The following is a 25,668-nucleotide window of genomic DNA, read 5'->3' as shown; positions in this document are numbered from 1 at the left end:
GGGCCGGTCGGAGAGGCTCCCGACCGGCCCTTGTCCCTTGCACCAAGAGTGTCCTGCAATCACATGCGGTGGATGCCACAGCAAACATTCACCGTGTGATCACTGTATAACGGGGCGGTAACGAATGCAACGGTTTGGTCACGGAAATTTTGGCGCGGTTCGAGTGTCCTGTCTCACTCGAGTTGGCAAAATCTCATTCGAGTTGACGGCCGTCTCATTCGACCTGGCATATCTCACCCCAGTTGGCACGACGCGGCGTGTCTACAACAGGCGGCCTCTCACGGAGGCGTAGCTTGCGTTGCAAGTCGGGACCGCTCCACGGAACCCCCGCGGAACACCGGGCCCCGGTTGGGAGCTCCGCCGTGACTCTAACCACTGATTGGCTTGCCGCGCTCGATGGCACGAACGCCCTTGATGCCGCGATCCGGTATTCGCTGCACGGATTTGAACTCGAGGTCGACTCTTCGGACGCCGCGGGAATCTCTTTCGAGGATGCGGATCAGGTCCGATCGTTCGTCTCGTACCCGCAGAAGCGGAATTTCGAGGGCAGGTTCTGGCTTTCCTCGACCGACGAGCACGTCCCGTTCGAGTCGTTTTGGGAGCGAGCCTTCTTGGCAACTCTAGATAGGACGGGCACTGCACGAAGCGTGATTGCCCAACCTATGTGGATCGATTGGCGTAGCACCCGACGATCTCACGCCCCGGACTACTTCGTACGTCGCGACGACGGAAGTGCTCTGTTGGTCGACGTGCGCGAACGGTCGAGGATCAAACCACTTGATGCCGCCAAGTTCGAGCTCACTCGTCGGTTGGCGGCAGCGCTCGGATGGGACTACCTCGTGTTCGACTCCCTTCCGGGCGCCACGCAAGAGAACCTTCGATTCCTCCTCCGCTACCGAGACCCGATCTGGCTCGATGGTATAGACCTCACGAAATTGCCGTCGAACGGTTCGATGTCTCTCGGTGCACTCGTCAGAACGCTCGGCGACGCCACGCATTCGGCACGGGGCGCCGCATACGCACTTGTCTGGCTCAACCGCGCCAGAGCGGACCTGGGCCGCCCCCTGTCCATGGCGTCGACCGTGCACTTCGGGTCTGAGCGATGATTGTCCACCCCGGGGATCTCCTCCGATGGCGCGGTGAAGATCACCACGTGGTGCTCGTGCGTCCGTCGTACCTGACCCTTCGCCCAGTGGACGGCGACGACGACATCGAGGTTCTCGCCATCGACCTGCAAGTCGAGGCAGAGCCGGCGACAGCACGGACAGTCGCCGAGGTCTTGGACCTTCGAATTCTCGATGAACTTGAACCACCCGACCGCAAAGTCGTCGACGTCTGGCTCGACGAGCTCGATCGGTATGCCGACCTCATAGACAAGGGCATTCTGCAGGCTGACGCATCGAAGATCATCATCGAGAACGTCAACCGTCGACTCGGCACCGACTATTCGCCGCGCAAGGTTCAACGTCAACGCGCGGCACTGGAAGCCTCCGGGGTCGGCGGCCTACTCGATGGGCGACGCTTCGGGCTCGCCAACATGCCGCCCCGCGCCTACGATGCTCGCCTCGTAGAAGCGTTCGCACACGTGGTCGGCGACCAGACCCGAAAATCCACCGGGACCGGGACACGGGTGATCTGGCTCGCCTTGCGGGAGCTCGAACAACGCCACGGCCCTGGCGTCGTCCCGGTACCGAGCCGAGCCACACTCTTTCGGCTTTTGGGGGAGATTGAGGGAGGCAGGTACACCTTCGGCAGCGCGCGAACCCGGCGCACCAAAGCAAACCAACCGTCGCATATGTTCGGGAACCGAGTAGGTGTCAGGCCTGGTGAGCAGGTACTGATCGACACCACCCCAATGGAAATCATGGTCGAATGTGACGGCCAGTCCGTGCGGCCTGACCTGACGATTCTCCTCGACGAGGCGTCCCGCAGCGTGCTATCGGCCATCGTGACAGTCGGCACCCGAAGCATCGACCTGGTGGTCGTACTCGCTCGTGCCCTCGTTCCGTACGCATTCCGACCTGAGGGAGTCCGAGCAAACCGCCGCGCCACGTCGGAAGCCTGGATAGGAGAGGACGAGCTCCTAGCTCAACGGTTCGAACACGCCAGGGACGCGCAGGCGTATATCTTCCCGGAAACCATCACCACAGACCACGGATCCGCCTATGTCTCACGCCACTTCACTGACGCCTGCCGATCCCTCGGCATCTCTCTCACTTTGGCCGCAAAGTACACGCCGACGCACAAGGCCAAGGTCGAGAAGATGTTCGACACGATCAAGGTCCTGTTCACCCAATACGCCATCAGCTTCCTCGGCGAAAGCCCTGACATGCGAGGTGACGAGTCGATCTCGACCAGCGAACTTCTCACCCTGGAACAGTTGCAGGAACTACTCGAAGACTGGATCGCAGTCGCTTGGCAAAACCGTCCTCACAGTGCGCTTCGAGATCCGCGGAACCCGAGACTGAAGTTGACCCCCAACCAGATGGTTGACGCTTTCCGAGAAATCGCGCCTGAGTTCCACGTACCTCTGGACGCCGATCGATACCTGGCCATGCTGCCCACAAGGTGGCGCACAGTGCTGCCGTACGGTATCAACCTCGATCTCCGGATCTACGACTCCGAGGCCCTCAGCGCAATCCGCAACGTACGCTCTCGACACCGCAACCACGGCGGCAAGTGGCCGATCCATGTTGACCCTTACAACCCCATGACCGTTTGGATAGAAATTGGAGATTCCTTCGTTCCGCTCACCTGGCGTTCGCCGCACAACGGTGCGCCCATGGCAAACGAGGTCTGGCGCGTGGCCCGGGCGCAGGCGGCCACCCGGGGTGAGGAACCGAGTCAGGACGACCTCAATGAAGTCATGCGTCGCTTCATGAACACCGGCAATAAGCCGCTCACCGCACGCGAAAAGAAGCGCGAGAAATCAAACGCGTCCGACCTGCTCGGGATCACAAACCAGATCGCGAAAACCAACTTTCAAGAGGCGACCGCTGAGGCCGCGACCTCCGCGGATAGCGGTATCGCCCCCACGACTGTCCACGACGACAAGAAGCCCATCTGGCCGGTGGCCCCGCCCTTCGGCTTCACGCGACAAACAGAAGGCGGATAGCCATGTTTGACGACCTGCTGACCGACTTCGACTTCGATGCCCCCACCGTCAACTTCGAATACACGACGAAGGAGGGTTGGCGAGAGTTCGTTGAGTTCGAGGCGGATCAACCGGTTCCTTGCAGCATGCGCGAGTACGACGCGATGGCCTCTTCTGACCGCGCGCTCTACAACATCGCCCGGGAAAGATTCATGTCCGTCGGCGCGCGAATCTCCACCCCCTCGCTACGTAGCTTCGCTGCCGCAGCTCGTAACGCCATGGCCGACAACCGTTCACCGGACGCCAGCAAGTCCGGTGTGATTATCTCTGGCCGCCCCAGCATGGGCAAGACCACCGCGGTCCAGGAGTTCGGCCGCGCATTCGAGCGGGCACGCCGCGCCAGAAGTATCCAAAAGAAGCGAGATCTGATTCCCGTCGCCTTCGCCCAGGTGCCGACCCACGCGACAGAGAAGACAATGATGAAGAAGCTCGCTGACTTCTATGCACTTCCCTACTCGCAGACGGCCTCCTACGAGACCCTCCTGGCTCGCGTCTGCAACGTAATGCGGGAATGCGCGACGGAGATCGTCATCATCGATGACATCCATCGACTCGACCTTCGATATCACGCGAACGAGGGAGCGGCCGACGCCCTGAAGGAATTGTCTGAACGGTTCCCTGGCACGATGATCTACGCCGGAGTAGACGTCGCACGCAACGGGCTGTTCTGGGGTTCACGCGGAGAACAGATCATGGCGCGATTCGAGACCGTGCAGTTCGACGAGTACGACATTGCGACCAACGAAGGCGCCGCCGTATGGGGCAGGATCCTCGCTGAGCTGGAAACGTCACTCTGCCTCATCGATCAACCGGAGGGCGATATCTTGAGGATCGCGGCCGAACTCCGCGACATCTCACGCGGATCGCTGGGGCGCATGGCCAAAGCAATCCGCCGCTGCGCCCGCGATGCGATACACGATGGATCAGAACGACTGGACCTGGACAACCTCCTGGTTGTGCTCGCGACCATCCGAAAACTAGAAGACCGCGTCGCCGACGAGGCTGGAACAGGGGCGAAACGCCGCAGAGGTCGGCGGGAAAAAGTCCGGCAATGAGGGCACTGCCCGCGCCCGTGCGAGCATTCCGGGGCGAAACAGTCGCGAGCATCTATGCCCGTCTCGTCACCCGCAACGCACTGACACCCGGAGAACTCTGGACCGCCATACGGAAGTCGCAGCGGGGGCTTCCGTTGCGGACAACACCGGAGGCCGTGCCTCGAGTGGTCGCACAGCTCGCCGGTTTGCCCGCGAACTGGTTCGACGAGGATGACACCAGGAGCCGACTTTTCACCCGTTGCATGCACAGCGGATGGGCCCACTCGCAATGCGCAACCTGTGCTGCGCTCCCCAAGCCGCTCACGATGTGTCGACGCTGCGCGGGTGGCGCGCACGTCGAAGTCCAGTCCCGAGCTGGCGCCTTCTGCGCACGCCACGGACGTTGGCACTACGACGGACGCGACGACGGCATTGGGACCCGAGCCGCATATGCACGCGCGGAAAGATGCCTGACAGGAACTCTATGGGCGCGCGGGATCGGCCTCGACACGGGTGAGCTCGAGCTCGCTTGCGAACTCATCTCGACCTACCGTGGACTTGTCGACCGCGATAGCTCCGACCGCAGTGCAGACCAGCGCCTGCGCGACTTCTATCCTGACGCCGTCGAACTGACCGCATTCCTCACGGCGCCTTGGGCACAGGCGTTCCTTCGCAACAGACAGATCGGACACCTGCCCGTCGCCGCAATGGTCGAGGCAAGTGCGGCGGCAGTCGCGTCGAGATCTCGGAGCAGGCTCAGTTCCGTGCGTGAGACGTTCCTGGCGTCCGGTCGCGAACTGCGACTGGGCGAATCAGCGACGAGGCCCCTGCGGCACGGCCGTTCCGTTGAAATGGGGACGCTTGGCATCCTGGTCCGTGACAGTGTTCCGCGCATTCGAGCTGTCTTTCTGCGCCATGACGATGCCCGTCGTCCACTGACGGCGGGGCGCGGCCGACCTCCACGCCGTCAATAGACGCGATGCGCACCCTGCCGATCTACGTCGAACCGGTGCCCGCCGAGACCATCAGCGGGTATATCGGACGCCTAGCCGAGAGCCATTGTCTGGAAGTCGGCGAAATCCGTCGCGCGCTGATTCGGGAGGCGGGACGGTCAACGTGGAGCGACAGTGATCCACGTGTCGCGGTCGCGCTAGCCCGGCTCTGCGGCTTGCCGGATGATGCCCTCGAGGTGTCTTTCGAAGAGCACGGGATGTGGACTCGCTGCGGTCATCCGCGCTGGGTGCCACAGAAGTGCTGGCGGTGCCGCACGCTTGCCGAACCACACGCTGCTTGCGCAGAATGCGCCGGCGGATTCACAACCACTACCAGAGCGAGAACCGGACCTCTCTGCCTGATGCACAGTCGCTGGACCCTACGGGGTCTGGCCGTCAAGCTCCCCGCCGGGACGTACATGAGTCAGGCGGAACGGAACCTGCGTGGACCCCTGTGGGAACGTGGCATCGCAATACATACCGGCGAATTCAACCTCGCGGCCGCAGCGATACTCGCATGGGCCCAAGGAAACGATGGTGGCACATTCCTCGAAGAGCGCGCCCAACGGTTCGGCTTAGCTGGCCCCGCCAGCTTCGAGGAAGTGATGCTATGCGGCTATCCCGAAGTAGTGAGAATCGTCGAGGTCGCCATGAGCCCACGGATACTTCGCGGCGTCCTCCAAGTGTCGCGATCGGCGCTGCCACAGATCGACGGCTTCGCAAACGTCATCGCAAACACGCTTGGTGCAACCGTAAACGACAGTCTTCACGACTGGGCTGGTGCGGTCATCGGTCACGCGCACCGTGCGGTTCTCTACGCTGCTGGGCTCAGACGAACCAAGAGCGCCAAGAACGCGCTATGCCCGCAAGATCGCGCGCTAATCGTCGCTTCGGGCACGAAACGGGCATGCCTGCTGCGGCACGTCTCGCCACGAATACTGGACGGACTCAGGCGAGGCCATACTGAGGGCACGTCTCGACTGAGCGTGACCCGAAGATTTCCCCTGGAACCAGATGAGTTGGCGCTGCAGTGACTTAGCGGCTTCGAAGATCGGGGGCGTCTCCCGGAACCAGATCCGCCAGCGAAGTCCCGAGCACCTGCGAGAGAGCGAGGACGGTGCGAAGCGTCGGGTTCGCCGGAGATCCGGGGCGAGACTCGCCCTTTTCGTACTTCTGGTACGTGTAGCGCGTGAGGCCGGCGCGGTAAGCGACATCCTCTTGACTCAGTCCGGCGCGCTGGCGCGCGGAACGAAGCGATGTCGCGAAGCGTTGCGAATACACGCTCCACTCCGCTTCAGTCTTGTCGTTCCGTCGAGGCACCTAACCAGCGTCGCGAGTAGGAGCAAGTGGTGTGGCCTAATCGGTATGGCATAATTTGGAAGGCCATACGAAACAATCTCGTCCTCGTCGGATCGCTCCGCCATTCCCTGCACGTGTGCTGCCCATCCCGATAAAAAGCGGTCGCATCCCGGGGTAGGCCCGTGCATGCGACCGCGAATGCGATGGTTGAGATGGGCGAGTCATATCCAGTCTGGTGGCAGGGCATAGCAGCGCCCCCACCCGCCGCATGGGTTTACGTTTTCGAGGAGTTCACCGGCGACGACACCGCTGAACAATGGGCGCTTGCCGCGGCGATCTTCGTCGCTCAGACGCGCCGGCGTACTGCTGCTGGACCGACTTACGCGGAGCTGTTCACGCATCTGCTCCCAGACACCGGCGGTCTCCCTGGGCCGATGCCGCGGAGCCTTGATTTCATCGAGCGTAGGCGAGCAGTCGCGGGGTTTCGTGGCCAAGCCGCGATCGAGTGGCGGAGGCGAGGAATGATCAGCTTCGACAAGGGAGTCATGCGCAGCCTTCGTGTCGGGCGTGAGTTTCGCGAACGGTCACGGCGACGGCAGCAGACTCGCGCAGGGGTGATCGCGGGAAACAAAATCGACGTATCTGCGATGTCGGTGCTTACCGATATCGATGAAGGTGTGAGATGAAGGGAGAGGCAAGATGCTCGGATACTCAGCGACTGTGTACCAAGTCGCGCCAGGCGTTGGTGATGCGAAATTCGATCGGATCCGCGAGGTTCCGTATCGGCAGGTGACGACATACTTCCAGACGCTGGCTGCCGAGACGCTCGCCGACGTCCCGTATCGAACGTGGGTCGATCATCTCCTCAAAGCTTCCGAGGAAGGAAGAGCGAGAATGCTGCACGGCGGTGGATACCCGTTCCTCTTCCACGCGCAGGGCCGAGACATCAAGAATGACTTCGCGGCCTCCGGCGTCGAAGCCATCGCCGACCTCGATGACGAAAAGTGGTACCTCGTCGAGGCGTGGGATCAGAGCTGACATGGAGGAGAACTACCCGCCGGAGGTCCAACGGATCGTCGCTCGCATCGAGCCCAGCTGGCTCGCAGCCGTTGACGTAAGCCCGGGCTGGTACCCGCTCCTCGGACGTCTCGACGAGCGGCTGTCATCGATCGCGCCGGCGTACGTCGTGCAGCAGGTCAAGTCGAAGTTCGGGTCGCTGAGCTTCTACGCCAGAGCCTCTGAGGACCCGTACGACTACAACGAAGAGTTTCACGAGGCGATCCGAGCCGCGGAATGGGAGAGCATCGAGACTTGCGAAGAATGCGGCGCGCCAGCACGGACCTACACAATCCGAATGTGGGTGTGGACCCTTTGTGGTGATCACGCCCGGGAGAGGGCCGCCTCGCGGGCGTGATCTTCGACGGTGCTAGGCGCAACGTTACGATCGGGGCTCCAGATGTTCGTCTAGGAAGTCCCGGATGCAGTCGATGTCGGCGACCGTGAGTCCGACGAACTTGTCGGGCACCACAACGAACGAAGGAACTTCCGTCATTCCGGTCAGCCGGCTCACCGCATCGTCTGGCGCCCGATCGTCTGCCCATGCGACCGCGCTGGTGTTTGACCTCCGAACATAGGAGATCAGGCTTTGCATCCGCCATCCCTCGTTTGGCCAGTTTTGCCACGGTACGTATGCGCCGTCGAGTTTGCCCCGTAACGGTCCTTGGATCAGCCACCTGACCTGATCATGCGACCAGGTTGTCAACCAGGCGACCTGAACGCGGGGGTGCAAGGTGAGCGCCTCCAGAGCATCGACGACCTCGTCGCTGACAGCCATCCACGAGTGCCAACCAGGTGCGGTGCGCTGGCTCTCTTGCTCATGATCGTGATAGATCCTCGCGATCGTGCCGTCGACGTCCAGCGCGATCAGGACTCCGCGGGCCCCGTCAGAGGCGTGCAACACGATGGGTGCCTTCCAGTCGCTACGGCGTTCAATAGCTACCTTGAATGTATCGGTGCAGCACGCGAGATGCGACCGAGCCAACTGATTTGGTTGTCGATACTCGAGATCGTCAGCGCGGTCTATTCGGCGTATTCTGACGTGCGCGATCGCGGAGCGGGGTGGATTTAGAGCAGCGTCATTTCACCGGATCAGACGACCGATGGCTTGAGATGCTTCCCGAATCTTGTCCTCGGCGGTGTCTCTGCCGGCGCGGACGGCGTCGGTGACGCAGTGGCGGAGGTGGTCTTCGAGGAGCCCGACGGCGATGCTTTGCAGGGCGCTGGTGAGGGCTGAGATTTGGGTGAGTATGTCGATGCAGTATTGCTCTTCTTCGACCATGCGGTGCACGCCGCGTGCTTGGCCTTCGATGCGTTTGAGGCGGGCGAGGTAGCGGGATTTGTCGGTGATGTAGCCGTGCTCGCCGTGGTCACACGAGGTTGCAGGCGCGATGACGTTGGTCATCATCTTCTCCGGATTCGACATGGTCATCGGTCGAGGATGGCGCGGGTCGTGGTCTCGGGACGAAGGTCCAGGCGGCGCAGCAGCTGGGCGTTGAGGGCGACGACAATTGTGGACAGCGACATGAGGACCGCGCCGACCGACATCGGCAGCACGAACCCAATGGGGGCGAGGACACCGGCCGCGAGGGGGACGGAGATGAGGTTGTAGCCCGCAGCCCACCAGAGGTTCTGCTTCATCTTCCGGTACGCGGCACGGGACAGTTCGATCACCGAGAGCACGGAGCGGGGGTCATCGCTGGCGAGGATGACGCCAGCCGAGGCAATCGCAACGTCAGTGCCGGCCCCGATTGCGAGCCCGACATCGGCTTGGGCGAGGGCGGGGGCGTCATTGACGCCGTCGCCGACCATCGCGACCTTCCGACCTTCTCGCTGGAGCTCCTGGACCTTCGCGGCCTTGTCTTCTGGGCGCACGCCGGCGAAGACCCGATCGATGCCGAGATCTTGAGCGACGGCGTGTGCGACCGCTTCGGCATCGCCGGTGATCATGACCACTTGCACGCCGAGGACGTGTAGGGCGTCGACCGCTTCGCGCGACTCCGACCGCACCTCGTCGGCAAGCTTCAGCGCACCGATCACTCGTCCGTCTTGAATGACGTGGAGGATGATGGCGCCGTCCGTGCGCCAGGTGTCGGCGATGGGGAGTTCGTCCGCGCTTTCCTCCGCGAGAAGGTGTGGTCCGCCAACGCGGACCGTGGTGCCGTCGACGGTGGCGGTGACACCAACCGCGGGAGACGAGGTGAAGTCGTGGCTTCCGGGCACCGTGAGGTTCTTCTCTGCGGCGGCGCGGACGATCGCTTTCGCCAGAGGGTGCTCACTGTCGGCTTCCGCGGCGGCCGCAAGGGCGAGAACCTGGTCGGGGTCGCCTCCATCGGTGACCGATACTTCGGAGATGCTGGGCTCGCCCTTCGTGAGGGTGCCGGTCTTGTCGAACAGCACGGTGTCGACGGTGCGCATGCTTTCCAATGCCAGACGGTCTTTGACGAGCACACCGCCGCGCGCGGCGCGCTCGGTCGCGATGGACACGACCAGCGGGATGGCCAGTCCGAGTGCGTGGGGGCAGGCGATTACTAGGACGGTGATGGTGCGGATGACGGCGGCGTCGGGGAATCCCACCAGTGTCCATACGAGTGCGGTGATGGCGCCTGATCCGAGTGCGAACCAGAAAAGCCATCCGGCGGCGGTGTCGGCGAGGCGTTGGGCACGGGACGATGAGCTCTGCGCTTCGGTCACCAGACGCTGGATGCCGGCGAGGGTGGTGTCGTCGCCGGTCGCGGTGATTTCGACACGGAGCCCGGAATCGGTGGCGACAGTGCCCGCCGCGACCGGGTCGCCGGTGCCGCGGGTGACGGTGCGGGATTCGCCGGTGACCATGGATTCGTCCATTGACGCGCGTCCATCGACGATGCGCCCGTCTGCCGGCACGCTGCCTCCGGGTCGGATGACGACGACGTCGCCGACGGCGAGGTCGGTGGGTGAGACGACGACGACTTCGTCGTTCTCGACGCGTTCTGCCTCGTCTGGCAGGAGTGCTGCCAGGGAGTCGAGGGCGGAGGTGGTTTGGGCGAGGGAGCGCATCTCGATCCAGTGGCCGAGCAGCATGATGACGATGAGGAGCGCCAGCTCCCACCAGAAGACGAGCTCATGATGCAACAGGCTGAGAGTCGCACCCCACGACGCGACGAATGCGACGGTGATCGCGAGGCCGATCAGAAGCATCATGCCCGGTTTGCGGGAGCGGATCTCGCTGACGGCGCCGACGAGGAACGGTTTCCCTCCCCAGACATACATCACTGTTCCCAGCACCGGGGACACCCACTTGATCCCTGGGATGTCCGGGAGCGGGTAGCCGAGGATCATCGAGAACATGCCCGACAAGGCAACGGTCGGGACCGCCAGAATGAGCATGATCCAGAACAACCGACGGAACTGACCGACATGGTCTCCGTGTCCCGCATGGCCACCGTGCCCCTCGTGGGACCCGTGAGCGTCGTGCCCTCCTTCGGCGCCGTGCGCGCCGTGCGACATCGTGTCGGGATGTGGAAGGTGCGAGGAGCCCTCGGTGTCGGCATCGGCAACATCCGCATGGGCATGATGCGCCATCTCGTGATGGGACTCGTGATGTCCGTCGGTGTGTTCAACGCCGTCGTGGTGCGAGTTGCTCATGGATCGATCCTCCTCGGAATGGTGACGCCGTGCAGGGTGCTTTTGGTGGCGGTGGGTGTGCTCAGGCGGCTGCGACGTACTTTGCAGGGTCCGCGTCGAACCGGGGGCCGCATCCTGCGCAGCAGAAGTAGTAGCGGGCGCCCTCGTAGTCACGGAACAAGCCCGCGGCTTCTGCATCTGCCTTGACGACGGTGCTGCCGACCATCACCGGACATTCGGCGAGCTCGTCCGCGGATGGGGCGAGCAGATCCTTGCGCCCATCGGCGGCGACCGCACCGTGGCTGTTGTGGCTGCAGCAGGATCCAGCGGGGGAATCGGACATGGTGTGTTCCTCTTTCAGGCTTCGCGGTTCGACTCTGACACGCACAACCATATACCCCCTAGGGGTATTCCTGTAGAGTGAGCGGAACAGGCTTCACCACCATCGGGCGACCGTCTGATCGGCGAGATCCGCGCATTGTGTCAGACCCATCACGCGCTCGGCGGCGGCGGGTTTCTCCCCAGGGTGTTCGCGAAGTCGGGGTGTTAGCGTGTGTGAAGGAGCGGAGGGTCGAGCATGCAGATCACGCTACGCATCGCGCGTCAGCAGCTATCGTTGCGCGCACTTTTGCTGATCGCCGGTGCTGCACTCATGATCATCGTGGGGCTGCTCGGCATGCACACCTTCAGCGCCGACATGGCAGGCCACGACGCCCACCATTCCGCGACAGTGTCAACGGCCACCGATCACTCCGCGCCGATGGCAGCCACCTCTGAAACTAGCGGCTCTGTCGCGTGTGATGACACGTGCGTGATGGGAACAGGGCAAAGCCATTCGGACATGGTCACCGCGTGTGTCCTCGCGCTGCTCGCCGGTCTTCTTCTGCTGTTTCGCCCGATGCTCCTGGAGCATCTCGGACCGCCCCTGCAGGCACTGGTATCTTCTTTGCGCTTGCGGGCTGTGAGCATCCTGCCGCGCACACCCTCACTCATATTCCTTTCGATTAGTCGTACCTGATCGGTCGTCGTCGGCGTCTTGCCGACATCGTGGCGTCGCCTCTGCGCGGCGCTGTATCTACGACCCCTCATATCTGACTCAATCGAAGGAATTACTCATGAAGAAGCTTCCCCTTGCCCTCGGCACTGGCGTGCTCAGCCTCGCTCTCGTTCTCACTGGCTGCTCTGACGCATCTGCGCCGACAGGCGAAAACACCGCCTCGTCGGACACCTCCTCGGCCGCCACCGCGAATGACGCCGACGAGATGTTCGTAACGATGATGATCCCGCACCACCAGCAGGCCATCGAGATGGCCGACATCGTGCTGGCGAAGGACGGACTCGACCCGGCCGTCGCTGAGCTCGCCCAGCAGATCAAGGATGCCCAAGGCCCAGAGATGGAGCTGATGCTCGGCTGGCTGGACGACTGGGGCGTCGAATACGACCCTGACGGCATGGGCGGTATGGACCACGGATCGATGGACGACTCCGGTGACGGCATGATGTCCGAGGAAGACATGGCAGCGCTGGAAGACGCAGATGCGACGCAAGCAAGCCGCATCTTCCTCGAGCAGATGATCGTGCATCACGATGGCGCCGTGGATATGGCGCGCACCGCGCTCGAAGACGGCCAGAACCAGGACGTCCTTGACCTTGCCCAGCAGGTGATCGACGACCAGACCGCCGAGATCTCCACCATGCAGGACCTCCTCAACGAGCTCTGACATACCGGGCGGGCCGACACTCGACACGGCCCGCCCGGACACCGCCGGCCCTCACGCAGCAGGTCCCGGCCCTGAACCTCTCAGCCGCATCCCACGAGCTGCGATCTGCTATCTCGTCGGACCGCGATGTACCTCTATCGGAGCACCCATGAACCGCCTCCTGCCCCTGACCGCACTCACCGCATTCGCTCTCGTTACGACCGGATGCGCCAGCACCCAAACCACCGAACCCGACGTTGCCCCGCCACGGATTGAGCATGTCCATGGCATCGCCGAGGACCCCCGCGGCACTGACTTGCTCGTCGCCACCCATAACGGCATCTTCACCGTCACCCCAGCCGGTGACGTCTCCGGCCCCATCGGCGATCACGACTTCGACGCGATGGGATTCACCATCACCGCCGACACCTTGTACGCATCCGGACACCCCGGACCCGACACCGATGCCGAGCTCGGCGCCCCCAACCTCGGCATCATCCAAAGCGACGACTACGGCCAGACATGGTCTCCGGTTGCGCTGAACGGCAGCACCGACTTCCACGTCCTCACCGCCGGCCCCGACGGCACCCTCTACGGGATCGCGTCCAGCGACATCGATCTCCTCGTCAGCACCGACGGCGGCCACGAATGGACCATAGGAGCACCGATCGGAGCGGCGGATCTCGTCGCCACGGATAACGGCCTCTACGCCGCCGCTGAAGAAGGACTCCTACGCAGTGACGACGACGGCGTGACGTTCGTTCCGGTCGAGGGTGCCCCGCTGCTGTACGCGCTCGACGCCCGCCCGGACGGCACCCTCGTCGGTGTCGGCACGGACGGCGCTCTGTGGGAACAGGGCGCCGACCAGAGCTGGCAGCGCCTCGAGGCCGTCGATGGTGCTGTACAGGCCTTCGCCGCGATCGGCGATGAACGAATCGTTCTCGTCGACGATCGCGGCATCGTCGACATCAGCACAGATGACACCACCGTCCTCAGCCCCGCACGGTAGGCAACATTGCACTCTTCGGATCGAGGCATCATGACCCAACGAAAGAACCCGCTCAGTAACCCGGTGATCTTCATCGCGGCCGCGACCATCGCCCTCATACTCGTGGCGATCGCGAGCTACCTCGCCATCGGGGCTATCTTCCAATGACCCGCCGCCTACCCCCAGACGGGAGACCCACGGATTCAATGCGGCACCTCCGGCATCTTGCTGACATCTCGCCGTCCCCGTCCGTACCGACATCGACGGTCTCACATAACGAACGGACGCACCGCCGGCTCGTGCGCCTGGGACGAGTGCTGTTGGTGCTCGGACCGGCGCTCATCGTGAGCCACATCCTCAGCGATACACAGCTTGCTGGCGAGACCGCGGTGTGGATCTACACCCTGGCAAGCTACGACGTCGCTGTCGTCGTCACGATCATTGGCGCAGCCCTCACCTGGCGAACCCCACCCGCCGAGCAGATCCGGAGCAGATGAATCGAGCAAGACCTCGCAGCGCTTCGAGTACCCACTCGCCCCCCATAAGCGAAGCTCCGTGTGCAATAATCTGCGTATGGATGCAGATAAGCAGGTGTGCGGGCGTGAACCGGACAGCCAGTTCGTCGAGTTGGCGGTTGAAGTCTTCTCGATGCTCGCCGATGCGACTCGCGTTCGGATCGTCCTTGCGCTTCGCGAGGAGGAACTCTCGGTGAATCACCTGGCGGACATCGTCGACAAATCTCCGGCCGCGGTGTCTCAACACTTGGCGAAGTTGCGTCTGGCGCGGATCGTCGCCACACGACAGGACGGGCAACGCGTCTTCTACCGACTCGAGAACGAGCATGCGAGCCAGCTCGTCACGGACGCCATCTTCCAGGCAGAGCACACCCTCGGTGGCACACCTCGCCACCACCACCCCACAGGCGAGGCCGGCCAGTGAGTGTCCCCGCCGACCACACCATCCCGCACGACCACGACCACAGTCATGACCACGATCACAGTCATGACCACGATCACGCCTCGGGTGTTCACTCACACCCGACTGGGCTCAAGGGGTTCTTCTACGGCCTATTCGTACCGCACAGCCACGATGCCGCCGACTCGATCGATGACGCTCTGGAGGCAAGTAAAGAAGGAGTTCGGGCGCTGAAGATCAGCCTGGTCATCCTCCTCGCCACGACGGTGCTCCAACTCGTCGTTGTTCTGATCAGCGGCTCGGTCGCGCTGTTGGCCGATACCATCCATAACTTCTCCGACGCCCTCACTGCTGTGCCACTGTGGATCGCATTCATCCTCGGTCGTCGCGCTGCCACCCGCCGATACACCTTCGGCTACGGCCGCGCCGAAGACCTCGCCGGCCTGTTCATCGTCGCCGTGATCGCCCTGTCCGCGATCCTCGCCGCATGGCAGTCCATCGAACGCCTCTTCAATCCGCAGCCCCTGCAGAATCTGTGGTGGGTGCTCGCCGCCGGCATTATCGGATTCATCGGGAACGAAGCCGTCGCGATCTACCGCATCCGCGTCGGACAGAAGATCGGATCAGCTGCGCTCGTCGCCGATGGCGTACATGCCCGCACCGACGGGTTCACCTCCCTCGCGGTGGTTCTCGGCGCGATCGGCGTCATGCTCGGCTTCCCGCTCGCCGATCCCATCGTCGGCCTCATCATCTCCGCAGCCATCATCATCTTGCTGTGGGGCACCGTGCGAAACATCGGCCGTCGCCTCATGGACGGAATCGAACCGGAACTCATAGACCGCGCCGAAACCGCACTCACCGCCACACCCGGGGTGCTCGCTGTCCTCAAACTGCAGCTGCGCTGGGTCGGCCATCGGCTCCAGGGGGCGGCCGTCGTGAAAGTCGAAGACTCTGCCCTGTCGAACGTCGAGAAGGTGCTGCACGACGCCGAGCATCGGCTCACAGATGCGCTCCCTAACCTCGACGACATGGTCATCCGCGCCGTGACTGCGGATCTAAACTCGTAGCCAGCTTCGACACCGAACCTAGATCGCATGACTGCGTGCGCAGCAGATCCGGGCGCGGATCAAACAACGTTTGAGTCAGCTGTCCTAATGGGCGATCCGACAACTGGCTGTACGCCCCAGAGGCTGACGATGGAACGCGCAACGTAGCTTGCAGCCTTTGCGTTCTCGAGCTTGCCGTTGACGACCTGGTCGAGGGCAAGTTTCATTAGTGCGTGGAGCGTGTCGACGAGCCATTCGGCGGGAAGGTCGGTGCGAAACAACCCCATGTGCTGACCGCGCCGTAGCAGCAGGTGCGCGCGCTCGGCCGGCTGGTCGTGGAGCGTTCGTACCTGGGTGGGGCTGAGGTGTTCGTGGGCGGCCACCCAGACGTTGCTGCTGATCGCTGAGAGCTCCCAGCTGGCGTCGATGAACCGGTCGAGCGCCTCTTTCGGGTCGCCGTCGAGGTCGATGGAGGAGAGAACGGCCTCGCCTCGGTCTATGGTGCGCGCGAGTGCCGCTTCGACGAGTGTGGCGCGGGAAGAGAAGTGGGCGTAGGCAGTCACGCGGCCGACGCCGGCTTCTGAGGCGATCTCTTGCATGGTCGCGTTCGGATCCCGACCGAGGCACGTGATTGCCGCATCGAGGACGCGGTCGACGTTGCGTTGCGCATCCGCGCGAAGAGTTTTCTGTTCTCCCATGACACCTCTCCGATCCCGTACGGGAATGTACGAGTTAGTCTAGTCGTTGATAACCCGTACACGATTGTTCGACTAATTGGAGGACCGCATGACTTCGCCCGGCCAGGCCATTATCGCGACTAGCTCACCCCATCCGCGACGATGGGGCATCCTGTGGCTGCTCGCCACCGCGCAACTGATGCTCATCCTCGACATCACCGTGGTCGCCATCGCGCTGCCACATATGGGCGCGGAGCTCGGCCTGGCGCGAGAACCGCTGACGTGGATCATCAGCGCCTACACACTCACGTTCGGCGGGCTGATGCTCCTCGGCGGTCGCCTTGCTGACGTTGTCGGGGCTCGAACAATCGTCTTGATCGGCGTGGGCATCTTCACAGTCGCATCCCTCACGATCGGCCTGGCGCCGGATGGTGCATTCGCGATCGCTGGTCGCGTGGCACAGGGCGTCGGTGCAGCGCTGCTTTCACCGAGTGCCTTGTCTTGGGTCGTGACGCTATTCGATGGGAAGGAACGGGCAAAAGCACTCGGAATCTGGTCTGCACTCGGCGGAGGCGGGGCCGCACTCGGTGTGCTCGTCGGTGGCGTCGTCACCGCTCTCGCCGGGTGGCGCTGGGCGTTCTTCCTCAACGTCCCAATCGGGCTGGCATTATTCATCGCTCTGATCGTCCTGCTACCCAAGAGCATCCGCCGGACCTCTTCGCGCAGCATCGATCTGCTCGGCGGGCTATTGGCTACAGCTGCGACTGGCGCGCTTATCTGGGCGATCATCAACGCCGGCGAGCTCGGTGCCTGGCACTGGGCCAATGGCGTCGCGGTCCTCGTTTCGCTGCTCTTGTATGGCATGTTCATCATCCGCCAACGCACGGCGAAGACTCCCTTGATGGACCTAGGCATTCTCACTCGTAGGCCCGTCACCGCCGGGATCTTCCTCATCTTCATGGCTACGGCTCTGATGATCGCGGTGTTCTTCCTCGGATCGTTCTACTTCCAACAGCACCTGGGCTACGGTCCCCTTGTCACCGGGCTGCTGTTCCTCCCCGTCGCGATCGCGACGATGGTCGGCGCGAACCTCGCCGGAACGCTTGCCGCTCGCATCGGCCTACCAGCCCTTGCCGCGGCAGGGCTTGTAGTCGCCGCCATCGGCCTGGGCGTGACGGGGCTGTGGTTGCACCCGGTTGTGGCAACGATTGGAATCGCCGTGGCCGCCGCTGGGACCGGTGTTCTTTTTGTTGCCGCATCTGCATCTGCGTTAGGGAACGTCGCACCACACGAAGCGGGCATCGCTTCTGGCATTGTCAGCACGTTCCACGAGTTCGGCGCATCGACCGGTGCAGCGGTGATGTCTAGCGTTGCCGCGGTGAGTCTCGCCGGAGGCACAACAATCGGATTCTCGAGCGCGCTGATCGTCGCCGGTATTGCCGCGCTCGTTGCTGCCGTGATCGCCGTGATGATCACACCCCGCGCACCGAAATCTGTATCGGCCAACTGATTCCGCCGATGACTAATCAGGAGAGTCCCGTGATAACTGAAAGTCGCACTGCTCTTGGGCTGCTGCGCGGATAAGAGACTGCATCCAGCCACCCATCCACCGTGGCTGGTTTGTTCATGGTCGCGAAAATTCTAAGATCGTCGAACAGCAAGCGAGTCGACGTCCGGAGTATCCAATAGCATCCAGTCATGACCGCCGCTTCTAAGTCTCCGGGACCCGATCCGCTCAAGTTGCGCAGTTTGGCGCCCGAGTATGACGAAGATCAGCATGGCGTCTACGTCTCCGCATTGGTTCACGCCATTACCGAGCAGCCGGATGTGCGGAACATTGCTCTCACCGGACCGTACGGCACCGGGAAGAGCAGCATCCTCGAGCGCCTCGCGGAACTCGATCCCTTCGAAGACCGAGTGCTTCAGCTCTCCTTGTCGACCGTCGGACACGAGGTTGATCCTGCAGAAAACGAGTCAAAGTCGAACCCAGCAGCGCGAACGAAAACGAATGCCATTCAGAAGGAGATCGTCAAACAGATTCTCTATCGAGACGCCCCGAATCGTACCCGCGGGTCGAGGTTTCGTCGCATTTCACGCTTCGCGTGGGGCCGCGAGAGCATTATTGCGGTGGGCGGTGGTGCGGCGCTTGGCATCGCTCTGTACGTCCTGCAGCTCCTCCAGCCGCAAGTAACGAGTCTCGGTCAGGCTCCGCTGGAGATCGCGCCCGTGGCCGCCTACGGGATGATTCTCCTTGTGCTGTGCGGACTTGTATACCTGGTTCGTTGGGCAACACACAATCGCGTGTTCCTTGAGCGATTCAGCGCCGGACCTGCGACCGTTTCACTATCGGCGACGTCTTCCAGCTTTTTCGACCAGTACATGGACGAGATCGTCTACTACTTCGAGCAGAGCGGCCGGGACATCGTCGTGTTCGAAGACATCGATCGCTTCCAGGACATCCACATCTTCGAAACGCTCCGTGCGTTGAACTCTCTACTCAACGGCTCAGAACAGGTCCAACGCCGACGCTTGGCCAAGCGACCTGGTCGATGGAAGCAACCCCGACCCGAAGTGAAGTTCATCTACGCGCTGCGTGACAGCGTATTTGAGAAACTTGGCAATGAGATTATTGGGGAGGATGCTGCCGATGATGAAGTTAAACGCGCCAACCGAACTAAGTTCTTCGATCTCGTCATCCCGGTTGTCCCGTTCATCACACATAGGAACGCACGTGATCTAATGGCTCGCGCCTTGGATGGGGCGGGCGTGTCGGCCGCGCTGGTCAATCTCGCGGCCCAGCACGTTGCCGACATGCGGTTGATCAAGAGCATGCGCAACGAGTTCGACGTGTATGCCAGCCGCCTGCTCCACACCCCAAACCGCATGCCCGGCCTGGACGCTGATCGGTTGTTCGCAATCATCCTGTACAAGAGTGTTCACATGGGGGACTTCGAGGCCATCCGGTTCGGAAACAGCGAACTCGACAACCTCCACAAGATCTGGCGCAATGTCGTTGACGCGTCGATCTCTAGTGCCGGTGATCGCCTGCGCAACACGAATGCGAACATCGAGCGAGCAGGCATCCTCGATGCGCGTGCGAAAAAACTCGGCGACCGACTCGAAGCCGTGGCCCGCAGCCTCGCTGACCCACGTTTCGCCGACCAATGGACGATCCAGATCGGACCAACTACGCACGACGCCGCTACGATCCGCTCGCCCTTGTTCTGGAGCGAACTTACAGCGGCCGAGCACACGGTCAACATCGGTACACAACGTAACGGCACGGTTCCTATGCAGTTCGTAAGACTTGAGGGGCTGATGGGCCTGACCCTCGATACGACAGCCTGGGCGAACGTCGACCACGCCGCCGAACAGATTCGTAAGAACCACGCGCTGGACGACATTGCGTTCCTCCGCCACCACTCGTGGCAGGAAGTCTATCGGCGCACGGACTTCACTCATGCGTACGGCGAAGGCCAAGAGTCTTTCGCAGAGGCGACGGCACGCTTACTGAAATCGAAGCTCGCCAGAGAACTTGTTTCCGGCGGCTACCTCAACGACTACTTCGCCCTATACATCTCGTCCTACTACGGCGATCATCTTCGCCACGATGCGCAAAACTTCATCGTGCACGCTCTCGACCGAGGGCAAGCCGACGTTCACTATTCACTGAATGGCGCGGATGTCGAATCAATCATCACCGACAAAGGCACAGACATCTTCCGGGACCGGGCTGCCTACAACATCGGCGTGCTCGACCACCTGCTCGAGGCGCGAGAGGTCGAAGCCAAAATGATGATCGCCGAGATCGCCACGTGGGCACCGGAGGATCGCGAGTTCTCCGATCAATACATTCAGAGCGGTTCTGCGCAAGTCAAGTTCACCCAGCTTCTCGCGCCGATGCTCGCCGACGTGCTCCGGTACCTCGTCGAGGACGCCCCTGCATCGCTCGACGAACGCCCAATGCTGGTCGACGCAGCCCTGAGCGAGCTCAGCGAGGACGTTGACTACGTCACAACCGCTGACGTGCTTGCGTACGTCCGCGACCACTACTCCAATTTCCCCTCTTTAATCACGGAGCCTAAGAACGGAAATGAACTGGGTGCGCGCTCTGTGGATGCGATGGCGCGGCTTGGCGTTCGAATACCCCGCGTTAAGGGTCTCAGCGCTGCCGCGATCAAACGGGTGATCCACCACGGCACCTATGATCTGACCGCAGAGAACCTTCAGGATCTGACCAGTCAACCGTCACTGGCACTCGACACGATCCGCGCCAAGAGCCCGCAGGTTCACAGCACGACGCTCGCCAGATTGACGGACTATCTTGCCGTACTCGAGTCCGAGCACGAGGCAGTCTCGGTGGATACGTCAAATGAGTTTTCGGCGGTCTTGACCGAGGTTGATCGCGCCGCTGACGAGGACGAAGGGGTGGTCGGAGCGATTGTCCAGCGAGCAGCCGCGGACTGTCACATCGTCAATCTGGATGAAGTGCCACAGTCCGCCTGGCCGGCACTGGCGGCCCAGAAGCGCATGACGTTATCGGCCAGCAATCTGCTGGCCTACCTCGACGTCTTCTGCGAGATCGATGACGAGATCGCAGCGCTCCTGATCGCCGATATGGCGATCTCGGCTCCGGAGCAGATCGAACCAGCGGAACGTATCCGAATCGCGATCGAGATCATCAGTGCACGCGACACCATCAGTTCGCCCCAAGACCGGGTTGCGATCGCACGAAGCTTGGAACTGACGACGCCCCTTCCTTGTTCCGTGCTCTCACCCGAGTCCGGACCGCTCGTGGGCGTGCTGATCGACGCTCAGTTGTTGGCTGACAGCGAGGAAACGTTCGAAAGTCCACTCGTCGCTGACTGGCCCACGTGGGAGTTTGCCTGTACAAGATCAAAACAGATCAGTGAGTTCATCGTCCCAAGCGTGCTGCCGGCCGGCTATCTCAGATCCTTCTTCAGCAGTGATCTAATATCGCAGGCATTGAAGGAAACAGTGCTCGCAGATATCGCCGACTATGCAGCCGATGGCGGTGCGCCCGACATCCGCGCCGCCGCCACATACGCGATCTCCTCGCAGGCCGGGCTGGAGCCCGAACAGATCGAGTTCCTTCGAGCCGGCGGCGCGTCAGCCCGAAGCATTATCAACCTGCTCGCCGCTACCACGCTGGTTCCCATCAGTGATCTCCGAGCGATACTGCGTGAGATGCCGTACCCATACGATGTCATCGCCGACCGAGGAACGGTGCGACCGCTCGTGCCCGATGACGCTCAGCACATCACTGTGCTCAACCGGCTGAAGGTCGCTCGCATCGTGAGCGCCCACAAGGCTGATAAGAACCAGCGGCGAGTGTTCCTCAGGCGACGTTAACGAAGGTGATCATTTTGGATCCGATCGGGAGCGATTTTGATACCGAGATAGACGGTGTCATGCTTTTCTCGCAGGTTCCCACGGATTGACTTGCGGACTACAGTTGCTGTTCGACCCAGGCGAACGCGATGCGGAAGGCTTCGGTTTCGAGGCGATCCTTCGATCGGAGCAGGAATGTCTTCAATCGTGCCGCCGCCTGTTGGCGCCGCGTGAGTGGCAAATCGTCGTCGGACAGCTCTGCGATTGTCCCCATCTGCCTGGGCGATATCCCGCCGTCCGGGAGGTCGGAGAGCGCCTGGGCGACAATCGTCGGTGCGGGCACGTCTCCCAAGGTCTGCTGCACGTTCCCATATACGGCATGAAACGTTTGATTGTTGATGTACACCGAAGTAGCACCACCGTCCCTCGGTCCCGCCGTGGACGGCCCCGGGAGAATCTCTACCACCAACGCACGAATGCTGTCCGTTGATGCATCTGCCCGGGCAAGTTCGATCAACTCTGATTCGGCGCTCTGGCGGAGCGAGAGTTCGCGTCGCTCACGTTCATGAGTGATGTCTATTCTGATGCGCTTCAGAAGCATGCCGTGGCGCAACACGAACTCGCTCGCGTCGTTCTCGCCCACTCCGAGACCCTGCAGCATCGCCGTCGCAGCCTCTGGACTTGAGACCAAGTCGACGTAGTCCTGGAACTTCGCGAGCTCTTTTTGAAAGTCCGCGTGACTGGTCGAGTCGCTGGCAAAGAACTCGATGACTTCGCCGTGCTGAGTGCGATGAGTCGAGAGCCGCACTCCCATATGCCGTACGTTCACAAGCCATTCCCGGAATACGTCGAGCAAACGGGACCCTTCATCTGAGTGCGGTGCAGTGCTCGGAAGGTAAATCCTCAGAAGCAAGTGGGTTTCGGTGTCATCGAGGAAGGCTGACGCGAGTTCCGTCGCTTCCGCGTTTCGCCGGTATGCCGTCACTTGCACCCCGGCGGAGTCGAGCATTCCAAGCACGGATTGGCGGGCAGCATCGGACAGGGTCTCTTCGTACTCTTCACCCGAGTGCACCCACGCCGCAGGGGTCTCTGTTACCCAGTCGCTGCCACCGAGGATGTCCTGGTGGACCAGGACGAGGTGCGGCACGCCGGCGATGGCGCGAAGGAGGTCGGGTGCCACTTGCGCGTGTGGAGCATAGAGCGAATCGGTTGTCGCATTGCCCGTGTTGCCCGATAGTTGTTCAAAATTGTGGCGGTTGAACTTGAAAATCACCCCGTCGCTCTCGGCTACCGCATCAACGATTGCCCGCCAGTTGGCCGGCCCGGAGTTCAGATTCTTGTGCACATAGCGAATGCCGCGCGCCTGCAAACGAGATGTGGTGGCGTCCTCTGCTGCCCCGACCAGCACGAACTGCTTAGCAATGCCCATGCCTCATCTTCTCAGTGCGAGCGTGCTGGAAGTACTGCCCGACGTCATCGAACCGAAGATCGCTTCGCTCCGTGGCGTCGCCTTAAGCCCCCGGAGTGTGCCACCAGAATCCGACTCCTCCGGAACTCCAGGTCCACCGAAGAAAGTTGCTTGGTGAAGATTTCGACAACTCTCGTGAGACAGAGCACGTCACCATGTCATCGCGGCTCCCGCGTATTTCCGCAGGAGCCGCGTCTCACTTCGCGACAACTCTCGTGAGATCGGACATCGAGGGCCATCACCCCTAGGCTGGCGCGATGGCTGCCGCTTCCGAAGAGATCACTTCTTCGTTGGTTCGCTCCCTCGTGTCGGAGCAGTTCCCTCAGTGGTCGGAGTTGCCGATCCGCCCGGTGGAAGTTCAGGGGTGGGACAACCGCACCTTCCGGCTTGGCGACCGGATGACTGTCCGCCTCCCGAGCGCTGACGGCTACGTCGCCGGCCTAGTCCGGGAGGAGCAGACCCTCGCGATCCTCGGCTCCAGCTTTCACGTCGCGATCCCCCGCGTAGTAGCGACCGGGGCCCCCTCGGCGGCATTCAACCGACCTTGGTCCGTTCGCGAGTGGATTGAGGGGCACACTTTGGCCGCGGTTGAAACGCGCGAGCGAGAGAGCGCCATCAGTAGTTTGGGCGACGCCTTGAGGGAGTTGCAGGCTTGCGACACGGTCGGAGGCCCATGGGCGGGGAGCGCCTCTGCTTACCGCGGCTGTCACATCAGTGCGGTTGGTGAGGAGATTCATGGCCGGCTCTCCCTCCTGGCCAGGCGCCAGGCTGAGGGATGTCGGGCACTCTGGGATGCGGCCGTGGCCACAGTGTGGTCCGAGCCGCCGGTGTGGGTCCATGGCGATGTCGCGCCAGGCAACATGTTGTTCGATAGCAGCGGCCAATTGGCGGCGCTTATCGACTTCGGACAGACGTGCGTTGGTGATCCCGCCTGCGACCTGGCCTTCGCATGGTTGAGTTGCAGTTCTCGCGAACGTGATCGACTGCACGACCGGCTAGAGCTACCGGACGATGCATGGTTGCGAGGAGCTGCGTGGGCGTTGTGGAAGGCCCTCATCAGTTCCCCCGAAGAGGTGCTTACCAAATACGGGCGCTCACGTGATGCCGTGCTGAGCGACGTGGCGGACCTGACGACGGGATAAGAACGAGGCAGCTCGTATTTGCGAGCGATGGAGCGCTCACCGGAGGCTCCTCAGCCCAGCTCGGATTTCGCTGACCAGGAAGTCAGGCTGCTCCATTGCCGCGTAGTGTCCGCCTTTGGCCGCCTTGGCGTAGTGGAGCAGGTTGGTGTACTTCTTTTCGATCCAGGTTCGTGGCAGAAGGGGAATGTCGCGGGGGAACACCGTCACCGCGACCGGCAGAGTCAGGCGCGGTCCAGCCATACTGCTGCTCTTGTTCTCCCAATAGATGCGAGCTGACGATGCGGCACTGTTGGTGAACCAGTACAGCGAGATCGCGTCGAGGATCTCATCGGTGGTGAGGGCGTCTTCGGCGAGCCCGTTGTTGTCGGTTTTGGATTGGAACTTCTCGTAAATCCAGGCCGCCTGGCCAGCCGGCGAGTCCGCCAGAGCGATTCCGAGGGTTCGGGCTTCGTGCCTTGAAGGTGGTTCGCTCCGCCCATGTCGCCGTTGTACAGGACGAGCGTGTCCAGGGCCTTTTGCTCTTCGGGTGAGAGCGTGTCGGGGATCTGGGAGGGGAAGGCGTATTGGCTGTTGAGGTGAATCCCGAGCAGGCCGTCGGGCTGCAGAGCCCCGAGGGTGGTGGTGATGGCGGGACCCCAGTCGCCGCCCTGCGCGACCCAATGCGTGTAGCCGAGGCGATTCATGAGGGCTGTCCATGCCTTGGCGATACGGATGACATTCCATCCCGTCTCGGTCGGCTTGCCGGAGAATCCGAAGCCGGGCAGTGAGGGAATCACGACGTCGAACGAATCCTCGACGCTGCCACCAAATGCCACCGGGTCGGTCAGGGGGTCGATCAGCTTCAGGAACTCGGCGATCGAGCCAGGCCAACCGTGCGTCAAGATGAGCGGCAATGCATTGGGGTTCTTCGATCTGACATGGATGAAGTGGATGTCCACTCCGTCGATCTCTGTCAGGAACTGGGGATGACGGTTGAGTTCGTTCTCGAAACGACGCCAGTCGTACTCCTGCTCCCAGTATCGGATGAGCGACTGCGCGTTCTCGACGCGGACGCCCTGCGACCAGTCAGGGACGGTCTCCGGACTCGGCCACCGCGTCCTCGAGAGCCGCTCCTTCAGATCCTTGATCTCCGCCTCGCTGACGGCGACCGCAAAGGGGCGAATGAGGGCTGAGCTCGCTGGCGTTGAATCAGTCATGATCTGGACTCCCGGACTCGAATCTGTCCGTGCAACAACTCAT

General features: G+C 62.2%; 25 protein-coding genes. 15 read left to right on the top strand and 10 right to left on the bottom strand.

All coding sequences use genetic code 11. From position 1 onward, the window contains the following. Positions 1–293: 293 nt before the first annotated feature. The 4 genes from IEV67_RS16960 (at position 294) to IEV67_RS19195 (ending at position 6,214) form a co-directional block, all read left to right on the top strand. Positions 294–1,106 (top strand): TnsA-like heteromeric transposase endonuclease subunit, encoded by an 813-nt coding sequence (locus IEV67_RS16960; RefSeq protein ID WP_229703275.1) that lies wholly within the window; start codon positions 294–296, stop codon positions 1,104–1,106. A gap of 47 nt (positions 1,107–1,153) precedes the next feature. Then, complete coding sequence (locus IEV67_RS16955; RefSeq protein ID WP_188437887.1) at positions 1,154–3,115, top strand: TnsB C-terminal domain-containing protein; 1,962 nt, start codon at positions 1,154–1,156, stop codon at positions 3,113–3,115. A 2-nt stretch (positions 3,116–3,117) separates the two neighbouring features. After that, positions 3,118–4,209 (top strand): TniB family NTP-binding protein, encoded by a 1,092-nt coding sequence (locus IEV67_RS16950; RefSeq protein ID WP_188437886.1) that lies wholly within the window; start codon positions 3,118–3,120, stop codon positions 4,207–4,209. Between the two features lie 958 nt (positions 4,210–5,167). Continuing rightward, the gene (locus tag IEV67_RS19195) at positions 5,168–6,214 is read left to right on the top strand and encodes a TniQ family protein (protein WP_188437885.1); all 1,047 of its coding nucleotides are present in this window, start codon (positions 5,168–5,170) and stop codon (positions 6,212–6,214) included. A gap of 1 nt (position 6,215) precedes the next feature. On the opposite strand, the gene IEV67_RS16940 is transcribed toward IEV67_RS19195, so the two are convergent. Next, entirely contained in the window at positions 6,216–6,461 is a 246-nt protein-coding gene (locus IEV67_RS16940) for a helix-turn-helix transcriptional regulator (protein ID WP_229703273.1), read from the bottom strand. Positions 6,462–6,661: 200 nt separating this feature from the next. Between IEV67_RS16940 and IEV67_RS16935 the strand changes: the two genes are divergently transcribed. Then, positions 6,662–7,165 carry a hypothetical protein gene (locus IEV67_RS16935; RefSeq protein WP_188437883.1) on the top strand — a complete coding sequence of 168 codons (504 nt, stop codon included), beginning with the start codon at positions 6,662–6,664 and terminating at the stop codon, positions 7,163–7,165. Positions 7,166–7,190: 25 nt separating this feature from the next. Here IEV67_RS16935 and IEV67_RS16930 read toward each other — a convergent pair whose 3' ends face one another. After that, positions 7,191–7,520: a hypothetical protein gene (locus IEV67_RS16930; protein WP_188437882.1), complete on the bottom strand. Its 330-nt coding sequence runs from the start codon at positions 7,518–7,520 to the stop codon at positions 7,191–7,193. Between IEV67_RS16930 and IEV67_RS16925 the strand changes: the two genes are divergently transcribed. Beyond that, positions 7,519–7,893 (top strand): hypothetical protein, encoded by a 375-nt coding sequence (locus tag IEV67_RS16925; protein ID WP_188437881.1) that lies wholly within the window; start codon positions 7,519–7,521, stop codon positions 7,891–7,893. The two genes, IEV67_RS16930 and IEV67_RS16925, sit on opposite strands and share 2 nt — an antisense overlap. 24 nt (positions 7,894–7,917) lie before the next feature. On the opposite strand, the gene IEV67_RS16920 is transcribed toward IEV67_RS16925, so the two are convergent. From IEV67_RS16920 to IEV67_RS16905, 4 genes are all read right to left on the bottom strand, one after another. After that, positions 7,918–8,439 (bottom strand): hypothetical protein, encoded by a 522-nt coding sequence (locus tag IEV67_RS16920; protein ID WP_188437879.1) that lies wholly within the window; start codon positions 8,437–8,439, stop codon positions 7,918–7,920. A gap of 180 nt (positions 8,440–8,619) precedes the next feature. Beyond that, positions 8,620–8,967, bottom strand: coding sequence for a metal-sensitive transcriptional regulator (locus IEV67_RS16915; protein WP_188437877.1), 348 nt, complete (start codon positions 8,965–8,967; stop codon positions 8,620–8,622). Beyond that, positions 8,964–11,162, bottom strand: coding sequence for a heavy metal translocating P-type ATPase (locus IEV67_RS16910; RefSeq protein ID WP_188437874.1), 2,199 nt, complete (start codon positions 11,160–11,162; stop codon positions 8,964–8,966). Before IEV67_RS16910 ends, IEV67_RS16915 begins: the two co-directional genes overlap by 4 nt. A 61-nt stretch (positions 11,163–11,223) precedes the next feature. Further along, on the bottom strand, positions 11,224–11,484 hold the full coding sequence (locus IEV67_RS16905; protein ID WP_188437872.1) for a YHS domain-containing protein: 261 nt from the start codon (positions 11,482–11,484) through the stop codon (positions 11,224–11,226). A gap of 234 nt (positions 11,485–11,718) precedes the next feature. On the opposite strand from IEV67_RS16905, the gene IEV67_RS16900 reads away from it, so the two are divergent. The 6 genes from IEV67_RS16900 (at position 11,719) to IEV67_RS16875 (ending at position 15,811) form a co-directional block, all read left to right on the top strand. Further along, positions 11,719–12,159: a DUF6153 family protein gene (locus IEV67_RS16900; protein WP_188437870.1), complete on the top strand. Its 441-nt coding sequence runs from the start codon at positions 11,719–11,721 to the stop codon at positions 12,157–12,159. A 97-nt stretch (positions 12,160–12,256) separates the two neighbouring features. Continuing rightward, a complete protein-coding gene (locus tag IEV67_RS16895) occupies positions 12,257–12,862 on the top strand; it encodes a DUF305 domain-containing protein (protein ID WP_188437868.1) in 606 nt (201 codons plus the stop codon). 148 nt (positions 12,863–13,010) lie between these two features. Then, on the top strand, positions 13,011–13,850 hold the full coding sequence (locus tag IEV67_RS16890) for a F510_1955 family glycosylhydrolase (protein ID WP_188437866.1): 840 nt from the start codon (positions 13,011–13,013) through the stop codon (positions 13,848–13,850). A 299-nt stretch (positions 13,851–14,149) separates the two neighbouring features. Next, positions 14,150–14,326, top strand: a complete 177-nt coding sequence (locus IEV67_RS16885) for a hypothetical protein (protein WP_188437865.1) — start codon at positions 14,150–14,152, stop codon at positions 14,324–14,326. 76 nt (positions 14,327–14,402) lie between these two features. Then, entirely contained in the window at positions 14,403–14,768 is a 366-nt protein-coding gene (locus tag IEV67_RS16880) for an ArsR/SmtB family transcription factor (protein ID WP_188437864.1), read from the top strand. Beyond that, positions 14,765–15,811 (top strand): cation diffusion facilitator family transporter, encoded by a 1,047-nt coding sequence (locus tag IEV67_RS16875; protein WP_229703271.1) that lies wholly within the window; start codon positions 14,765–14,767, stop codon positions 15,809–15,811. The genes IEV67_RS16880 and IEV67_RS16875 overlap by 4 nt, the downstream gene beginning before the upstream one ends. Positions 15,812–15,870: 59 nt before the next feature. Here IEV67_RS16875 and IEV67_RS16870 read toward each other — a convergent pair whose 3' ends face one another. Further along, a complete protein-coding gene (locus IEV67_RS16870; RefSeq protein WP_188437863.1) occupies positions 15,871–16,488 on the bottom strand; it encodes a TetR/AcrR family transcriptional regulator in 618 nt (205 codons plus the stop codon). 76 nt (positions 16,489–16,564) lie between these two features. On the opposite strand from IEV67_RS16870, the gene IEV67_RS16865 reads away from it, so the two are divergent. Together IEV67_RS16865 and IEV67_RS16860 are read left to right on the top strand one after the other, a co-directional pair. Continuing rightward, on the top strand, positions 16,565–17,977 hold the full coding sequence (locus tag IEV67_RS16865) for an MFS transporter (RefSeq protein ID WP_229703270.1): 1,413 nt from the start codon (positions 16,565–16,567) through the stop codon (positions 17,975–17,977). 188 nt (positions 17,978–18,165) lie between these two features. Beyond that, entirely contained in the window at positions 18,166–21,840 is a 3,675-nt protein-coding gene (locus IEV67_RS16860) for a YobI family P-loop NTPase (RefSeq protein ID WP_188437862.1), read from the top strand. Between the two features lie 97 nt (positions 21,841–21,937). Here the strand turns inward: IEV67_RS16860 and IEV67_RS16855 are convergent, their stop codons facing one another. Next, positions 21,938–23,248 (bottom strand): hypothetical protein, encoded by a 1,311-nt coding sequence (locus tag IEV67_RS16855; RefSeq protein ID WP_188437860.1) that lies wholly within the window; start codon positions 23,246–23,248, stop codon positions 21,938–21,940. 296 nt (positions 23,249–23,544) lie between these two features. Between IEV67_RS16855 and IEV67_RS16850 the strand changes: the two genes are divergently transcribed. Then, entirely contained in the window at positions 23,545–24,429 is an 885-nt protein-coding gene (locus IEV67_RS16850) for an aminoglycoside phosphotransferase family protein (protein WP_188437858.1), read from the top strand. Positions 24,430–24,465: 36 nt separating this feature from the next. Here the strand turns inward: IEV67_RS16850 and IEV67_RS19040 are convergent, their stop codons facing one another. Both IEV67_RS19040 and IEV67_RS16845 read right to left on the bottom strand, forming a co-directional pair. Next, positions 24,466–24,669: a hypothetical protein gene (locus tag IEV67_RS19040; protein WP_229703269.1), complete on the bottom strand. Its 204-nt coding sequence runs from the start codon at positions 24,667–24,669 to the stop codon at positions 24,466–24,468. Next, positions 24,651–25,625 (bottom strand): epoxide hydrolase family protein, encoded by a 975-nt coding sequence (locus tag IEV67_RS16845; RefSeq protein ID WP_229703267.1) that lies wholly within the window; start codon positions 25,623–25,625, stop codon positions 24,651–24,653. The genes IEV67_RS19040 and IEV67_RS16845 overlap by 19 nt, the downstream gene beginning before the upstream one ends. Between the last annotated feature and the right edge of the window lie 43 nt (positions 25,626–25,668).

The sequence above is a fragment of the Microbacterium murale genome, from assembly GCF_014635185.1.
Taxonomy (GTDB): Bacteria; Actinomycetota; Actinomycetes; order Actinomycetales; family Microbacteriaceae; genus Microbacterium; species Microbacterium murale.
Note: the sequence above shows the minus strand (reverse complement) of the source record. Positions and strands in the feature narration are given on the sequence as shown.

Excerpts from the sequence above, each read along its gene's own strand:
- IEV67_RS16905 (WP_188437872.1), bottom strand. The coding sequence starts at position 11,484 with ATGTCCGATTCCCCCGCTGGATCCTGCTGCAGCCACAACAGCCACGGT.
- IEV67_RS16860 (WP_188437862.1), top strand. The coding sequence starts at position 18,166 with ATGACCGCCGCTTCTAAGTCTCCGGGACCCGATCCGCTCAAGTTGCGC.
- IEV67_RS19195 (WP_188437885.1), top strand. The coding sequence starts at position 5,168 with ATGCGCACCCTGCCGATCTACGTCGAACCGGTGCCCGCCGAGACCATC.
- IEV67_RS16910 (WP_188437874.1), bottom strand. The coding sequence starts at position 11,162 with ATGAGCAACTCGCACCACGACGGCGTTGAACACACCGACGGACATCAC.
- IEV67_RS16895 (WP_188437868.1), top strand. The coding sequence starts at position 12,257 with ATGAAGAAGCTTCCCCTTGCCCTCGGCACTGGCGTGCTCAGCCTCGCT.
- IEV67_RS16925 (WP_188437881.1), top strand. The coding sequence starts at position 7,519 with ATGGAGGAGAACTACCCGCCGGAGGTCCAACGGATCGTCGCTCGCATC.
- IEV67_RS16845 (WP_229703267.1), bottom strand. The coding sequence starts at position 25,625 with ATGACTGATTCAACGCCAGCGAGCTCAGCCCTCATTCGCCCCTTTGCG.
- IEV67_RS16880 (WP_188437864.1), top strand. The coding sequence starts at position 14,403 with ATGGATGCAGATAAGCAGGTGTGCGGGCGTGAACCGGACAGCCAGTTC.
- IEV67_RS16900 (WP_188437870.1), top strand. The coding sequence starts at position 11,719 with ATGCAGATCACGCTACGCATCGCGCGTCAGCAGCTATCGTTGCGCGCA.
- IEV67_RS16950 (WP_188437886.1), top strand. The coding sequence starts at position 3,118 with ATGTTTGACGACCTGCTGACCGACTTCGACTTCGATGCCCCCACCGTC.
- IEV67_RS16890 (WP_188437866.1), top strand. The coding sequence starts at position 13,011 with ATGAACCGCCTCCTGCCCCTGACCGCACTCACCGCATTCGCTCTCGTT.
- IEV67_RS16915 (WP_188437877.1), bottom strand. The coding sequence starts at position 8,967 with ATGACCATGTCGAATCCGGAGAAGATGATGACCAACGTCATCGCGCCT.
- IEV67_RS16850 (WP_188437858.1), top strand. The coding sequence starts at position 23,545 with ATGGCTGCCGCTTCCGAAGAGATCACTTCTTCGTTGGTTCGCTCCCTC.
- IEV67_RS16870 (WP_188437863.1), bottom strand. The coding sequence starts at position 16,488 with ATGGGAGAACAGAAAACTCTTCGCGCGGATGCGCAACGCAACGTCGAC.
- IEV67_RS16930 (WP_188437882.1), bottom strand. The coding sequence starts at position 7,520 with ATGTCAGCTCTGATCCCACGCCTCGACGAGGTACCACTTTTCGTCATC.
- IEV67_RS19040 (WP_229703269.1), bottom strand. The coding sequence starts at position 24,669 with ATGGCTGGACCGCGCCTGACTCTGCCGGTCGCGGTGACGGTGTTCCCC.
- IEV67_RS16855 (WP_188437860.1), bottom strand. The coding sequence starts at position 23,248 with ATGGGCATTGCTAAGCAGTTCGTGCTGGTCGGGGCAGCAGAGGACGCC.